At 50.9% G+C, this 15,322-nt stretch carries 17 protein-coding genes; 6 read left to right on the forward strand and 11 right to left on the reverse strand.

Translation table 11 applies throughout. The features are described from left to right. Positions 1-6 precede the first annotated feature (6 nt). The 10 genes from A0W33_RS06480 to A0W33_RS06525 all read right to left on the reverse strand — a co-directional run bounded on the left by A0W33_RS06480 (position 7) and on the right by A0W33_RS06525 (position 8,322). Complete coding sequence (locus A0W33_RS06480; RefSeq protein ID WP_068837398.1) at positions 7-750, reverse strand: isoprenyl transferase; 744 nt, start codon at positions 748-750, stop codon at positions 7-9. A gap of 59 nt (positions 751-809) precedes the next feature. After that, positions 810-1,526, reverse strand: a complete 717-nt coding sequence (gene porG, locus A0W33_RS06485; RefSeq protein ID WP_244888621.1) for a type IX secretion system protein PorG — start codon at positions 1,524-1,526, stop codon at positions 810-812. Positions 1,527-1,617: 91 nt separating this feature from the next. Continuing rightward, positions 1,618-2,604: a DUF6089 family protein gene (locus A0W33_RS06490; protein WP_068837400.1), complete on the reverse strand. Its 987-nt coding sequence runs from the start codon at positions 2,602-2,604 to the stop codon at positions 1,618-1,620. Between the two features lie 115 nt (positions 2,605-2,719). Next, entirely contained in the window at positions 2,720-3,607 is an 888-nt protein-coding gene (locus A0W33_RS06495; protein ID WP_068837401.1) for an NAD kinase, read from the reverse strand. A gap of 10 nt (positions 3,608-3,617) precedes the next feature. Next, entirely contained in the window at positions 3,618-5,000 is a 1,383-nt protein-coding gene (locus A0W33_RS06500; protein WP_068837402.1) for a BamA/TamA family outer membrane protein, read from the reverse strand. Positions 5,001-5,012: 12 nt separating this feature from the next. Beyond that, a complete protein-coding gene (locus A0W33_RS06505) occupies positions 5,013-5,681 on the reverse strand; it encodes a CBS domain-containing protein (protein WP_068837403.1) in 669 nt (222 codons plus the stop codon). Beyond that, positions 5,678-6,451, reverse strand: coding sequence for an alpha/beta fold hydrolase (locus tag A0W33_RS06510; RefSeq protein WP_068837404.1), 774 nt, complete (start codon positions 6,449-6,451; stop codon positions 5,678-5,680). Before A0W33_RS06510 ends, A0W33_RS06505 begins: the two co-directional genes overlap by 4 nt. Positions 6,452-6,489: 38 nt before the next feature. Continuing rightward, positions 6,490-7,071, reverse strand: a complete 582-nt coding sequence (locus A0W33_RS06515; RefSeq protein ID WP_068837405.1) for an anthranilate synthase component II — start codon at positions 7,069-7,071, stop codon at positions 6,490-6,492. Positions 7,072-7,215: 144 nt separating this feature from the next. After that, positions 7,216-7,734, reverse strand: coding sequence for a CvpA family protein (locus tag A0W33_RS06520; protein ID WP_068837406.1), 519 nt, complete (start codon positions 7,732-7,734; stop codon positions 7,216-7,218). Positions 7,735-7,860: 126 nt separating this feature from the next. Continuing rightward, on the reverse strand, positions 7,861-8,322 hold the full coding sequence (locus A0W33_RS06525; RefSeq protein ID WP_068837407.1) for a GatB/YqeY domain-containing protein: 462 nt from the start codon (positions 8,320-8,322) through the stop codon (positions 7,861-7,863). 179 nt (positions 8,323-8,501) lie between these two features. Here A0W33_RS06525 and A0W33_RS06530 point away from each other — a divergent pair, with 179 nt between their 5' ends. The 6 genes from A0W33_RS06530 (at position 8,502) to A0W33_RS06555 (ending at position 13,652) form a co-directional block, all read left to right on the forward strand. Beyond that, entirely contained in the window at positions 8,502-9,215 is a 714-nt protein-coding gene (locus A0W33_RS06530) for a pyridoxine 5'-phosphate synthase (protein ID WP_068837408.1), read from the forward strand. Then, a complete protein-coding gene (gene mnmH, locus A0W33_RS06535; RefSeq protein ID WP_068837409.1) occupies positions 9,215-10,243 on the forward strand; it encodes a tRNA 2-selenouridine(34) synthase MnmH in 1,029 nt (342 codons plus the stop codon). The genes A0W33_RS06530 and mnmH overlap by 1 nt, the downstream gene beginning before the upstream one ends. Next, the gene (gene selD, locus A0W33_RS06540) at positions 10,244-11,296 is read left to right on the forward strand and encodes a selenide, water dikinase SelD (RefSeq protein ID WP_068837410.1); all 1,053 of its coding nucleotides are present in this window, start codon (positions 10,244-10,246) and stop codon (positions 11,294-11,296) included. Positions 11,297-11,307: 11 nt separating this feature from the next. Next, positions 11,308-11,958, forward strand: coding sequence for a hypothetical protein (locus A0W33_RS06545; protein WP_068837411.1), 651 nt, complete (start codon positions 11,308-11,310; stop codon positions 11,956-11,958). A 36-nt stretch (positions 11,959-11,994) separates the two neighbouring features. Then, positions 11,995-12,765: an alpha/beta fold hydrolase gene (locus A0W33_RS06550; protein WP_068837412.1), complete on the forward strand. Its 771-nt coding sequence runs from the start codon at positions 11,995-11,997 to the stop codon at positions 12,763-12,765. Between the two features lie 170 nt (positions 12,766-12,935). After that, a complete protein-coding gene (locus tag A0W33_RS06555) occupies positions 12,936-13,652 on the forward strand; it encodes an SAM-dependent methyltransferase (protein ID WP_068837413.1) in 717 nt (238 codons plus the stop codon). 192 nt (positions 13,653-13,844) lie between these two features. Here the strand turns inward: A0W33_RS06555 and A0W33_RS06560 are convergent, their stop codons facing one another. Then, the gene (locus tag A0W33_RS06560; RefSeq protein ID WP_068837414.1) at positions 13,845-15,308 is read right to left on the reverse strand and encodes a SusD/RagB family nutrient-binding outer membrane lipoprotein; all 1,464 of its coding nucleotides are present in this window, start codon (positions 15,306-15,308) and stop codon (positions 13,845-13,847) included. Between the last annotated feature and the right edge of the window lie 14 nt (positions 15,309-15,322).

Below are 15,322 nucleotides of genomic sequence, written 5' to 3' on the forward strand. Positions count from 1 at the left end.
TGTTTATCACTTGCTTAGTTGTTCACTTGTCTTACCAAACCTGCGCTCTCGGTTTTGGAAGGAGATTATGGCTTCGTATAAATGCTCTTTCCTGAAGTCTGGCCAGAGCAACTCTGTTATGTATAATTCGGTATAAGCTAACTGCCAAAGCAGGAAATTACTGATGCGCATTTCGCCGCTTGTGCGAATAAGCAGCTCGGGGTCCGGGATGCCTGCCGTAGAAAGAAACTTGGCAAGAGTATCCTCGTTGATACTATCCGCGGCAAGTTCACCAGCCTCCACTTGCTTCGCCATGTGCTGCATGGCCTGTGTCAGGTCCCAGCGGCCGCTGTAGCTCAGTGCCAGCACCAGTGTCATGCGGGTGTTGTGCTTTGTCAGCTCGATTGCCTCCAGCAGTTCCCGCTGGCAGGCCTTCGGTAAACTTGCGGTATCACCGATAGTTTGCAGACGTATGTTGTTCTTGTTGAGTGTTGCCGTCTCTTTGCGAATGGTAGATACTAGCAACGTCATCAGCGCCGACACCTCTTCAGCCGGCCTTGACCAGTTCTCGGTAGAGAAAGCGTACATGGTGAGGTACTGCACACCCAACTCAGCAGCCGCCTCAACTGTATCGCGCACAGCTTTGATGGCGTTCTGATGGCCAAAAATACGCAATCCGCCCTTTCGCTTTGCCCAACGTCCGTTTCCGTCCATGATAACGGCAATGTGTGCTGGTAAATTGCCTAAGTCTACTCTCTCCTTCAGATTCATTAAAACACAATTTCCCCGCAAGTTACAAAAAGCAAGACAAAATCGTGAATCATTGCTGTTTAATCTAACAAACCTGGCTTGCTCTTATAGGTAGGAGGGCAATTGATGCGGTAGAAAGTATAGGAAATGCTGACACCGTTGTAGAAATACCAGTCTTTGTCGTTCGGATTGGCCAGGTGCGCAGGCTCTTCTTCGGAGAGTTGATCTACATTATCAGTAAACAACTTGCGTGCGCCAAACTCAAGCCCTAGGTTCCAGTGCTTGCTAAGGGCGTACTTTAAACCAACGCCCACCGGCACAGCCACAGTAAGGGTGGTCTTAAACTCTTTGTTGACCAGGTTGCTCGTCACTTTGCTGTTGTAAAGCAACCCTGCTATTCCCACAAACACATATGGCGACAGGCGTGGCCGCTGTTTCATGTCATAATAGTCAAGAAAGTTATACTCCATTACGGCGGAGAGCTCCAGCAAACTCAGGCGCAACTCGGCTGCCCGGTAGTTGTGGTACGGCAGTTCTTCATAGGCTTCGTCGCTAAACGTGTTGTCATCCGCAATACGGTGGCTACCCATAAGCCCACCACGAAGAGTGATGGCATTGGTCATATCCCGGCGGTAAAACACAGTCAGGGCTGGCTGGTTGTTCAGAAAACGGTAATTCGGAGAGAATTCGCCTTTATAGTTCGCACCTCCAATGCCTACACCTATTTCAGAGGTAGTTACCGGTGTATTGACCTGTGCGTTAGCAGAAGAGCTAAAAAAAACACTCCCTATTTGCATGATGAAACAAATAAGGAGCGCCTGTTTAAAAATCTTGGATGTCATGTAAGCTAGAGAAGTTTAGTTGAACAACGCCGCGTTGTCCGTTCTATTATCTAAACTTCGGACTTCTCACACGCGGTGCAAGAATATAATTTAATGAAATACCTGTTGTGATGTACCAGTCGTCATCAGAAGTATCACCTCGCTGATTGCCCTCACGTCCGTAACCTCTTACAATGTTGTAAGGTGTACCACTCGGATCCGGCATCGCCTGTCCAGGGAAAACTTCCACGCTTCTATCAGAAAGTATAGCCGCTGCTGTTGGGTTTTCACCACCACCGTTAAGGATGTTAGCTTTTGATGCATAGGTTGTGCTCACGTCATCCAGATAATCCGTGAAAGTTTTTCTCCAGCCCACCTCAAGTGAAAGGTCCCAGTAACGATCAATCTTGTAACGTACGCCAAGGCCAAAAGGCACTACAACCTGCACACGCTTGTACGGCTCCGGGTAATCACCGCCTTCAGCATACTGCCCTTCGGTACCTAAAGGTTGCAAAGCATACCACCCTGTTGAAATATCATTGGCACCACTACCTACAGAACCGCTCTCATAATACGCCTTGGGATTGTGGTGAATTACGCCAACACCCAAAAAGGCATACGGCACAAAATCCGGGCGACGCTGGAAAGAACTGCGGTTCTCAAACAGGTCAACGATACCCACCACAGTAATTTCTTTAATATCATTTCGAAAAGACAAGTTTCTTCCGTAACGCCCTCTGTTTTCGCCTTCATTTGGGGAGGCAGCCAGTGCATCATCGCCAGTTATACGACCCCAATTGAAGCCTGCACGAGCAGAGATACGCGGTGTATAACGGTAAGTATATGTGATTCCTACGCTTGGCCGCGTGGCCTTAAAGCGGAAGCTGGTAAAGTCCGGCTCCGGCACAAGGTCGCCAAAGTAATTCATGGCGCCAATGTTTACCCCAACAGACCCATACTGCCTACGTTTCGTCCAGCGTTGCGCATCAGCCTCAGGCGCAACAAAAGAGAACGTAATGAAAAGAAGTAGAGCGAGCGTAAAAAATTTCTTCATATCGAATGTATTTCTAAAAGGCGGTGATTCAGCAAATTTACCAAACCCCAAAATTATCAGAGACAAAAATAGTTATAAACTTGAGATATTAAAATGATATTAAAAATATTTAATATTACTTTAATTGGCTGTTCCTTTTATCTAATCCCCAGTTTAGCTTGCTGCGCAAGGTAGTTAAAAAGTTGACATGGTGCAGCTTCACCAGGCGGGCGGTGAAATTCTCACGCCGCACGGCCAGTTGCACATTCATGTCCACTGCCGTGGACCTGGAATCCAGTGCCGCCAGGTAACTACTGCTGCGTCCTTCTACCTCAAATGAAATCACACTACGGTCGGAAACGATCATAGGACGCACATTGAGGTTATGCGGGCATACGGGCGCAATAACGAAATTGTTGGTCTGCGGCAACACCAGCGGCCCTCCGCAGCTAAGGGAGTAACCGGTAGATCCTGTGGGCGTGGCCACTACCAGACCATCCGCCCAGTAGGAGTTTAAATATTCACCATCTATATACGTATGCACCACAATCATAGACGAGCTGTCACGCTTGAGAATACTGAATTCGTTCAGCCCAAAGTTGATTCCGCCAAACACCTCCTGGTCAGAATCCACCCGTATCAGCGCGCGCTCATCTATAGCATAATGCCCCTTGTACAAGGCATCCAGTGCAATACTGATACTATCATAAGGAATTGTAGCCAGAAAACCTAATCTTCCTGTGTTGATTCCTAATATTGGTATTTGCTGTGCCCCGACGTAGGTCACCGTATCCAACAAGGTGCCATCCCCGCCAATACTCAGCACCACGTCCACGCCAACGAGCTTCTCCCCGCGTCGGAAAGTCTGCACACCATCAGGTAATTCAATTGTGTTGCGCAGGAAGAGTTCAAAATGCTCTACAAGCCAGATCTCTGCCTCCCGCCGCTGCAGTTCCTCAAACAAGGCCTGAATAAACGGCGTTATATCGTCTTCAAAAGGTTTACCAAGTATAGCTATCTTCATATTCGTTTGGTTAGAACGGAAAGCGGGCGCTAAAGTAAAGGCCTCTGTTTCCTTCCCGGTTAACGGCATACTCCCCACGCAGTACAATATCGTAAAAAGTAACCACGTGCAGTCCCAAACCACCACCTAGCAACAGGCGGTTCGTCAGCGGGTTCCCCTTTTCAAACGCAGTGTCTACCACGTAACCGGCATCGGTAAACCCATTCAGGTACACCGACAAAGGTATGCTATTAAACTTCGGGTTATCTATAAATTTAAGCCTTATGCTTTTAATATCAAGCAACTGGTGGGTAAGGCCCTGCTTAAAAAGTCCGTAGTGCTGCCCCCCTACCACGTATAGTTCGTAGCCCCGCACGTAAGACCTGTAGCCCAGCGCCACGTTATCGGCAAACGCATAGCTGCCGGCGAGGCGCAGTTGGCCTTCAGCGCCGGCCATGTAAAAGTACTTATCTGAAAGGGGCACGTACTGCACATACTTTACCCGCGCGGTGGTGAAGGGGGTTCCGGCGTTCTCGAGGAAAAGCGTTTGCGCCACCCCCACCTCAAAGTAACTCCCTGCCAGCGGATAGGCGAAATTGTTGCGCTTATTTATCACCCGGAAAAGCTCTGCGCGTAAGTACTGCCGCTCCTGCCGCGCCTGCCCGTAGTACTCCGGGTTCAGCAGCGCCACGGAATCAGAGATGTGCTCGTTGTGGTACGATAGGCGCAGGCCCTGCTGCCGCTGCACATTGAGCCGGTGTACCAGCCCCGCAGATACGCCCGTGCGCTTGATAGGAAGCCCGTCCTCCTCCAGGAAATACTGCCTGTTGTTGAAATTGGTGTAACTGATGGTATGGCTGCGGTAATCAGCCACCGCGAAATCGGCACCGAGGTTATACTTGCGCCAGATGTACGGGATGCGGTACGAAAGCTCCAGCCGCCGGTTAAAGCCCCGCTGCACGCGCACGCGCACCTCTTCGTTGCGGCCCCTGAAGTTGCGCTGCACCACGCTGATGCCGTAGTCGATGCGGTCAAAATCTTTTTTCTCGAGCCAGGCGCTAAAGTTTCGGTCGGCAAAATCGAAGATGGGGACGGGATACAGGTAAAAACGCTCCTGCACCTCATATTGCACCTGCACGCGCCCCTCCTGGCAAATGTAAGAATAGTTTACATGGTGAAAAAGCCGCAGGTTGAAGAGCCGTTTCTGATTTTCCTGCAGCAGCGCCTCCAGGCTTTCTGATGCTACGGTATCGCCGGGGGCAAACGTTAGTTCCCGTAGCATCACCTGGTTTCTGGTGGTTTCGTTGCCGGATAAATTGATGCCGGAGATGATGACCGCGGGCGCATCGCATGGCTCAGCCAGCACAGCGGCTCCTGAAAAAAGAAAAAGAAGAAAGAGGCAAACTCGCAGCATTACCGCAAGTTACTAAATATCGAGGTATTTAAAGAGCATGTCCAGCCGATCGCGGCCCATATCGTTGTCGCCGGCGTTATCACTGAATTGGGCGGTGATACGGTAGTCGAAGCGCTCCAGCGTGGCGATAATACGGGATGGGTCTGTGGTGTTCAGCTTCAGGGTGAGCTTGATCTTGTAAGGGTCCATGTCGTCCTGGGAGACGTAGGCGCTCAGAATCTTCACGCTTTCCTCCTCAATCAGGCGGCTGATCTGGCTTAGCGAGTAGTCGCGCTCTGGCATAGAGAGCACCAGTATACTTCCCTGCCCTTGCAAAGCCGACATCTGCCCAAACGCTGCCAGGGTATCATTTATCGTAATGATACCGGCATAATCCTGGTCCTCGTCCAGCACGGGCACCACCTGGATCTTGTTTTTGATGGCAGCCTCCATCACATCGTAAAAGTGCTGCTGCCCCTGCACATGCACCTCCTGGTACTCCAGCTCCAGCTCTTTTAATTGGCGGGCACGGTCAGGCAGTTCTATCAGGGTTAGCTCGGTAGCCAGGCCCATGTATTTGCGGTTGCTCACCACCGGCAACTCGTTTACGCGGAACTCATCCATCCAACGCAAAGCCTTTTCTACGGTGTCGTAGAGCTTCAGCGGTGGAATCATTTGGTTGATGAGTTCTTCTGCAATCATGTAGTAGTGGTTAAGGATGTTCTTGCCAAGAATTTATCTAGAATACTGTTAAACTTCTCCGGATGTTCCATCATGGGCGCATGCCCGCACTTATCAATGAAGTATAAATCGGAGCTTTGGATAAGCCTGTTAAACTCGTAGGCAACCAGCGGCGGGGTAATTGTGTCGTTCAGCCCCCATATCAACAACGTCGGCACCTTTATGTTTGTGATATCCTTGGCCATATTATGTCGCTGTGCTGATTTGGCGATAGCAATAATGCGCAGGCACTTGGAATTACTGTTGGTAATGGAGAACACCTCATCCACCAGTTCCTTGGTCGCTGTTTTTGGATCGTAGAACGTGTAGCCCACGCGCTCCTCCACGTATTCGTAGTTGCCGCGCTTCGGAAAAGAGCCGCCCATCGAGTCCTCAAATAGGCCGGAACTGCCCGTCAGCACCAGGCGCTTTACCTGCTTTGGGTTGTTTAAGGCATAAACAAGTCCTACGTGGCCTCCCAGCGAGTTGCCCAACAACGTCAGGTTATCCAGTTTCTTCAGTTTCACGAAATCCTCCACAAAATTCACCAGCCCGGGCACACCCGCCTTGTGCAGCGCCATCTCGTAGATAGGCATGAGCGGAATAACCACACGGTAATTTTTGGAGAAATGGTCTACTACACCGTTCCAGTTGCTAAGGGCACCAAACAAACCGTGCAGCAGCAAAAGCACTTCGCCTTCTCCCTCATCTATAAATTGAAATTCTCCCTCTTGTTTGATGTGTAACTCCATTGAAGCAAAAACTTTTTGAAAGAAACGTGTTTTTAACGTTAGTGGCCGAACCTGTGTGCAATATTAGCAATACTAACCCAATTTCGTAGCATGTGCAACCCGTAAGTGGTCAGGGCGGCCTCCGGGTGAAACTGCAGCGCGTAAAGCGGCAGCGATTTGTGCCTGAACGCCATCAGTTCGCCCTCCTGCGTGTGAGCCAGCGGCAGTATACTCTCTGGCGTGTGCTGCAGTACCAGGGAGTGATACCGCACAACAGGCATTTGTTGCGGCAGGCCCTCAAAGATGGCGTCGTCTGTGCAGGTAATCTTTGATATTTTCCCGTGCATGGGCCGCAGCCCCTTCTCCAACTTCGCCCCAAAAAACTCTCCCAGCGCCTGATGCCCCAGGCAAATTCCCAGCATCGGCACCTTCTCATGGTAGTGCCGGATCACGTCCATCATACTTCCGGCAGCTTGCGGTGTTCCCGGCCCCGGCGACAGCACAATAGCCTCTATCGGCAGCTTTTGCAGCTCCTGCAGCGGCACATCGTTCCGCACCACCTCTACCTCCACTCCCAACCGGCCAAAGTAATCGACCAGATTGTAGGTAAACGAGTCAAAGTTATCGAGCAGGAGAAGCATGAAAAGTCATAAAATCAGAAAGATAAAAAGTTAAGAACTCTAGGTTAAGGATGAATGAGCCAGCGGCAAATATGGACAGTTGGTTTCCCGAAAGCGCCACTATTTCCTGACTCTCTATCTCCTCAACTTTTAACTTTCTAAGTTTTAGAAGTGCTGGCGCAGTGATAAGATGAGGGCTTTAACGAATGGAAGCACGTAGCTTAGGATGTCTAGGGCGTAAGGGGTTGTTTTGAGCACGACCGGATACACCGTTGAGGCAGCGGCCGTTTCCGGCGACACGCTGATGCCTGCCATGTCAGAAACATACAGCAGCAGGCTGATAGCCACGCACCACTTCAGTGCCCCAAGTATACTTCCCAGCACATTATCGAAGAGGCCGAAAGGCGTGAAATCAATTACTTTTTTGAGCAGCAGGCCTCCCAGGTGAATAAGCAGGATGATGCCAACAAAAACAACTAAAAAGGTGACGTAGGGCAGCAGGCCATGGGCATCCCCGATAAAATCAGACATGATAGGCAAGGCGGAATCCAGCAGTTTCAGGCCGCCAAGTATGGCCAGCACCAAGGCCACCAGCGACACCAGTTCCAGCAGCAGGCCTTTGCGGAAGCCCATAAAAGCCCCGTAGGCAATGGGAATGGCCAGGAAAATATCAAACGTACTCATAAACTAGACACAAGATATTAGAAGCTAGACAATAGACTTTTCTGAATGTACTAAAACTCTAGCTAATTTCTTGATAATACTGTCGTTCCGCAGCCTAAATACAGCTGCAGAACGATAGCTTATACTTTAAAAATCAGTGTTGTTCAGCAATGCTCCTACTGTCAAAGAAATAGCACGTCCATCGGCCTGACCGGCCAGTTCCTTGGAGGCTACGCCCATTACTTTGCCAATGTCTGAGGGGCCCGTGGCACCGACGCGCTGGATGATCTCCACCAGGCGCGCGCGCAGGTCCCCTTCGTCCAGCTGCTGTGGCAGGTACTGCTCAATTACAGCCAGTTCTGTCATCTCCACCTCTGCCAGGTCCTGGCGGCCTTGCTGTGCATACAGCTCTGCCGACTCCCGGCGCTGCTTGGCAGCCTTGGTGAGCAGCTTCATCTCGGTGTCCTGGCTGATGCCGTCCATGCCGCCTTTTTCGGTTTCGGCCAGCAGGATTTGCGACTTTATACTTCTTAGGGCCTGCAGGCGTGCTTTGTCCTTAGCTAGCATGGCCTGCTTAATATCCGCATCGATGCGTTCTTTTAGCGTCATAGTTTTTTTTTAAATAAGTGCTTTTATACTTTGATAAGCTGCTGCTTATGCGGCAGCCAGGGTTGTATACGCTTCTACGGCCAAAGCCACAGATATCATCTTAAACAAAATTAGCTTAACTTAGTCATTTGTAAAACGAACGTATAAAACGGCCTTTGCGCCACGCTTTTGTTGTACCCATGACCAAACTGAGTGTAAATATAAACAAAATAGCCACGCTTCGGAACGCCCGCGGCGGCAACAGACCAAACGTGGTACAAACCGCCCTAGACTGCGAGCGCTTTGGAGCCGAGGGCATTACAGTGCACCCGCGCCCCGACGAGCGCCACATCCGTTATCAGGATGTCTACGATCTGAAGGAGGTGGTAACCACCGAGTTTAACATTGAGGGTAACCCCACGCCCGACTTCCTGCGCATTGTAAAAGAAGTGCGCCCGGCACAGGCCACACTGGTGCCTGATGCGCCCGATGCCATCACTTCCAACGCCGGCTGGGACACTGTAAAGTACAAAGATTTTCTGACGGATGTGATTGGGGAGCTGAAAGAATTGGGTATCCGCACCTCTATTTTTGTTGACCCAGTAGAACGCATGGTAGAGGGTGCCGCCGCAGTGGCTACCGACCGTATTGAGCTTTACACCGAGGCTTACGCCAGCGAATACCTTCAGAACCGGGAGCAGGCCATCGCGCCATACTTAGCCGCAGCCAGAAAAGCTCAGGAGTATAAACTGGGCCTCAACGCTGGTCACGACCTGGACCTCGACAACCTGAAATACCTGCACGACACGCTGCCGGGGCTGCAGGAAGTAAGCATTGGCCATGCCCTGATCTGCGATGCCTTATACTTTGGGCTGGAGAACACGATACAGCTGTACCTGCGTCAGCTTAAGTAATGGTAAACAGACTAACAATAGCCGAATTCCTGCAGAAGGCAGCACAACTGCCGGTGCTGGATGTGCGCGCACCCAAAGAGTACGAGGTGGGGCATATTCCGGCAGCGCATTCTTTTCCTATTTTCGATGATACAGACCGTGCTAAAATTGGAACGGCCTACAAACAGCAGGGACACGACCCGGCGGTGCTGCTCGGCTTGGACTCCTTTGGCCCGCGTATGTCGGGCTTTGTGAAAGAGGCGACGAAGCTGGCGAAGGACAAGGAAATGCTCGTGCATTGCTGGCGCGGCGGCATGCGCAGCGGTGCAATGGCCTGGCTGCTGGATTTCTCGGGATTTAAGGTAAACCTGCTGGAGGGCGGCTACAAAGCTTACCGCCACCTGATGCACGCTCAATTCGAGAAGCCGCGCAGGCTCCTTATACTTGGCGGCCTAACGGGCACAGGCAAAACCGATCTGCTTCCCTATTTGCAACAACAGGGGCAGCAAGTTATAGACCTGGAAGGACTGGCCCATCATAAAGGATCTGCCTTCGGAAGTATAGACATGCCGCCACAGCCAAGCACCGAGCATTTTGAGAACCTGCTGGGCATGGAGTTGTTAAAGACGGAAGAAGGACAGCCGCTGTGGCTGGAGGACGAGAGCAAGACCATTGGCCGTGTGATGATGCCCAAACCGCTCCACGACCAGATGCAGGCCGCTCCTACCATTGTGCTGGAGATTCCGGTGAAGCTGCGCATACAGAAACTGGCCCAGGAGTACTGCAACACTGATAAAGACCAACTTGCCGCGGCCATTCAGAAAATACAGAAGCGTTTGGGTGGCTTGGCTACCAAAGAGGCACTGGCGGCCATCGCCGAAGGCGACATGGAGAAGATGGTGGAGATTGCGCTCGTATATTACGACAAGGCCTACACCTTTGATCTCGACAAGCGGCAACACCTGATTCCGCTGCACTTACAAAGTATAAATCCTGAAGAAAACGCTGCGCAAGTGCAGCAGCTGGCTCAAAAACACAACTTACTGTAAATGGAACCTACATCACTCGAAAATATAAAGCTCACACAGTACAGCCACGGCGCTGGCTGCGGCTGCAAAATATCGCCAAAAGTGCTTGACTCCATCCTGCACTCTGACATCAGCTATCCGCAGGAGAAAAACTTGCTGGTAGGCAACAGCTCCCGCGACGATGCTGCCGTGTACGACATCGGCCAGGGCCGCGCCGTTATCAGCACCACCGACTTCTTTATGCCCATTGTAGATGATGCCTACGATTTTGGACGCATTGCCTCGGCCAACGCCATTTCGGATGTATATGCCATGGGCGGTACGCCGATGATGGCGATTGCCGTGCTAGGCTGGCCTATTGATAAACTTCCACCGGAAGTAGCCAGGCGCGTAATTGAGGGCAGCCGCAGCATTTGCCAGGAAGCGGGTATTCCGCTGGCAGGCGGCCACAGCATTGATAGCCCGGAGCCGATCTTTGGGCTAGCCGTAACAGGCATGGTGGACATCAAAAACCTGAAGCAGAACGACACTGCCACCGCCGGCTGTGAGCTATACTTAACCAAACCACTGGGCGTCGGCATCCTCACCACTTCGCAGAAAAAAGCTATCCTCAAACCTGAGCACGAGCAAATTGCGCCGCAACAGATGATGCAACTGAACAAGATAGGCGCTGAACTGGGGCAACTGCCGCAGGTAAAAGCTATGACCGACGTAACCGGTTTTGGCTTGATGGGCCACCTTTCTGAGATGTGCGAGGGCAGCAACCTCACCGCCGAAGTATACTTCGACAAAGTGCCGGTACTGCCGGAGGCGCTGGAATACCTGGCGCAGAAGGCCATCCCCGGAGGCACTCACCGCAACTTCGACAGCTACGGCCACAAGCTAGGCGACCTCACGCCAGACCAGAAGCACCTGCTCTGCGACCCACAAACAAGCGGTGGCCTACTAATAGCCGTCGAACCGGCAGGTCGTGAAGAAGTGTTGGAGATTTTTCGCAAGTATGATCTGCACCTGGAACCGTTGGGCGTGCTAAAGGAGCGTAATGGCGAGGAGAAGCTGATACAGGTAGTATAAAGCAGTAAGCTATGAGCAGCGGCAGATATAGGAAACTCTACTATGTACCGGGGTTAATCAGTTTAATCCTGGTGCCGCTGCTGTTGTCTTTTAGTGGCCAGGAGGTTGTGAAAGGGCTGGACAAAACGGTCTTAGAGATCTCAATGTGGAATCCTGCCTTTGCGGAGCATTCCCCTTTTCCGAATCGGGATTATCAGGAAGTGAAGCTTATAGGGGATGAAAAGCGAGATGCTGCAGCTATCGAAAACGGCAAGCATCTTATCAAGAACCTTTACGATCAGAGAGATACGACGCAAGGAATTCACTTCGCCCTTCAGGATTCTGCTTCCTATGGTACCTTTGTGCACCTGCTCAACTTCTTCAAGACAGACAGCATTCCATACTATATTGTCTACAATAAAAATATCTGGGTGCTGTATACTGCTCCAAGCAAGCCGGATAGGCAGGACTATAGGCTAATCTGTGGTAATTCTTATTTGGAAAACGTGATAGTTCAGGATTCTGAAGAAGCTAATATTTTTGCATTTATCTCGCCTTATGAGCCATCAGCAGCTAAACTATGGCCTGTACTTGCGACCCTGCTTTTGCTTATCCTGGCAAGCTTTAAGAGCATGAAGCATATACTATCCCCACCATCTAAACCATACTTCCGTAAGCTTTAATCTGATTGGGTTAATTGATCATAAATAACTGAACAAATGAAGTTACACTATAAAGAAATGGGCCAAGGCCAGCCGCTGCTGATTCTGCACGGCTTGTTTGGCACATTGGATAACTGGGCCACCCTGGCAAAAAGACTGGCAGAGCAATACAATGTGTTCCTGATAGATTTGCGCAATCACGGGCGCTCGCCGCATGCCGATGAGCACACCTATGAGTTAATGGCCGCCGACGTGCTGGAACTGGTGGATGAGCTGAAACTGCCGACACCGGTGATCATGGGTCACTCGATGGGTGGCAAAGTGGCGATGAAGTACGCGCTGACGTATCCTACCCGCCTCACAAAATTGATTGTGGTGGACATCGCGCCCAAAGCGTACCCGCCGCATCATGACGATATCATTGAGGCGTTGCAGTCAGTAGACTTAACCTCTACCACCAGCCGCAGCGATATTGATGACCAACTGGCTAAAACTATCTCGGAGCCCGATGTGCGCCTGTTTCTGATGAAAAACATTTACCGCAAGGAAGACAATACCTTCGGCTGGCGCATGAATCTGGACGGTATCGACAAGAACTACGAAAACATTGCCGCCGCCATCACCGCTGAGGTACCGTTTAAGAAAAACGCCTTATTTATTAAAGGTGGCCGATCCAGCTATATCAAGCAGGAAGATATCTATGACAGTATTGAGCGGCTGTTTACCCTGGTTGAAGTTGAAACTATCCCGAACGCGGGCCACTGGGTGCACGCACAGGCACCAGACGAGGTGTACGACTTAGTGACAACCTTTATCAATGCAGATTAATCTGAATCAGGATTTACAGGATGAGAAGGATGTACGGGATTTATAATAGGATCTGCTCTGATACTTGCATCCTGTTATCCTTACAAGTCCTTTTATTCTTTAAAAGGTTATCCTGTGTATCCTCGAAATCTTGAAAATCCTGATTCAGACATTGTGCTTACCTTTACAACATGAAACAGACCGGCACGCTTTACCTTATCCCCACCATACTTGCAGAAGACACGCATAACCAGGTTATCTCGCCGCAGGTGAAGGACACGGTGCAGCACCTGACGTATTTTATTGTGGAGAACCTGCGCACAGCGCGACGCTATGTGAAAAGCATTTGCCCCGAGCTGGTGATAGAAGAACTGACGTTTGTGCAGGTGGACAAGGATGCGACACCCGCTCAGGTGCAGGCTTCGCTCTCGCCGCTGCTGGATAAGGGTTTGAACGCCGGTATTATCTCGGAAGCAGGTTGCCCGGGCGTGGCAGACCCTGGTGCGGAGGTGGTGAAGTATGCGCATCAGAAAAGTATAAAGGTGGTACCTTTTGCCGGACCATCGGCTATACTTCTTAGCCTGATGGCGAGTGGCTTTAACGGGCAGCAATTCTGTTTCCACGGCTACCTGCCCATCGAGAAGCGCGACCGGCTGCAGGCGCTGCGCCAACTGGAGAAAGAGATGCAGCAGCGCAACCAGACACAGATCTTTATGGAAACGCCCTACCGCAACAACAAACTGCTCGAAGACCTGCTTTCTACCCTTCATCCTGAAACAAAGCTTTGCATCGCGGCGAACATCACCTCTCCCGAGCATGAGCTTATTCAAACCAAAAGCGTCAACCAGTGGCAGGGTAAGCTGCCTGACATCCACAAGCAACCGGCTGTTTTCCTGATCTATAACTAACAAAATTGATTTTCCGCAGTTACCCATACTTGCTTCGGTAACAAAGTATAAATCGTTCTTAAGCAGCCAGAAAAGGATCTCCTTCCTATACTTCTTGAGCTTTAATGCATTTATCAGCAAAAGAAAAGGCCCCCGGATACCGGGGGCCTTTTCACAATGAAGAATGTATTTAATTTTTACCTAAACTTTCCGTTATTCCACATCCCACCATACTCTGGTGTAGTTGTCGTCTGCGCCCTGGCGCTCCAGAACCGCATCGTAGTTAGCCTCGTTCAGGGCTCTCGCGTTAGACGGATAGCCCATTCTGCGTGGAATACCTCTTGCATCAACAGCGTCCGGAGCAGGCGTAAGTGCAGGGTAGCCAGTTCTTCTCCAGTCTGTCCAGGCTTCAAAACCGTTCTGGTACTGGTGCACCCACTTCTGCGTGATGATCTTCTCCAGACCGTTTGCACCTGTGTAGGCGATCTCAGGCTGCGCGATGAACTCGTTATACATGGCCTCGTCATACACACCCCAGAACTGCCAGGAAGCTTTGATGCCGTCGTAGTACAGATCAGCTGCAGGTGCGGCACTTGGAATAGAGAAGCCCCTGTTCACAGCCTCTGCTTTGGCAAACGCTACCTGAGAATAGGTAAAGATTGGGGCAGTAGCGCCAGCATCCTGCAGGTTAGCGCCTACGCGGCTATAGATACCAGGTATGTTTCTGGCCGCTGAGCTACCGTAAGGCAGCGTTTTCACTTCACCGTCAAGTACCTCGCCATAAACAAATACCCTAGGATCCTCTGTCTCCAACATATAGTTGCCAAGTCGGCTGCTGATGGCGTAGTCGTTACGGTTGTCGTTGGAGTAGTTCTCATACCATGGGTTCCAATTGTTCGGGTCACCTCCGATAAACTGATGCACAATGTTCTGCGCGTTGCTCTCAATCACCCCAGCGTTAATAGCCGCTGTCATCTCGGTCTGTGCTTTAGATGGGTTCACTTCCATCAAACGCAGCGCCATGAACAGACGGGTTGTGTTGGCAAAACGCTTCCAGGCAGCCATGTCGCCTCCCAAAAGAATGTCGCCTGTTACACCGGCCTCATTCACGTTAATCATCGCCTCTGCCTCTGTCAGTTCCTTAAACAGGTCGTTGTAGATATCCTCCTGCTTGTCATACTTTGGCTGCAGCACCTCGTTGCCCTTCAGCGCCTCGAAGTATGGGATGTCTCCGTAGTTGTCTGTCAGGAACCAGAAGTAGTAGGCCTTCAGAATACGCGCTACGGCCAACTGGTTGTTCTTGGATCCGTTTCCAAGGTCAGCCATCGGGCTGTCCTCGTTGTTCAGGTTAATAATGGTCTGCAGGTTGTACAGCGGCCCTGTGTACCATGCCGACCACGACAGGTTCCGGGTGTTGTACAGCGATGCAGCCGGATAAGGCCCCTCCGACAGGTACTGGGAGTAGAAGTTGAGGTGCACGGTGGAGTAACCTGCCACGTTGCGTATCGGCGTGTTCCATACCGTGAATGGCAGGTTCTGCAGCGAGTACGTCAGCAAAGTACGGGTTGGCGCTTCTGTAACCCTTCTTGGGTCAACGTTCGTGTCATCGAAGTCGCTAGGGTCGCAAGCTACGAGGCCAAAGAACAGCGCAAAAAAGATTATTATTTTATTTTTCATACGATAATTCAGAT

The sequence above is a fragment of the Pontibacter akesuensis genome (assembly GCF_001611675.1).
GTDB classification, from domain to species: domain Bacteria; phylum Bacteroidota; class Bacteroidia; order Cytophagales; family Hymenobacteraceae; genus Pontibacter; species Pontibacter akesuensis.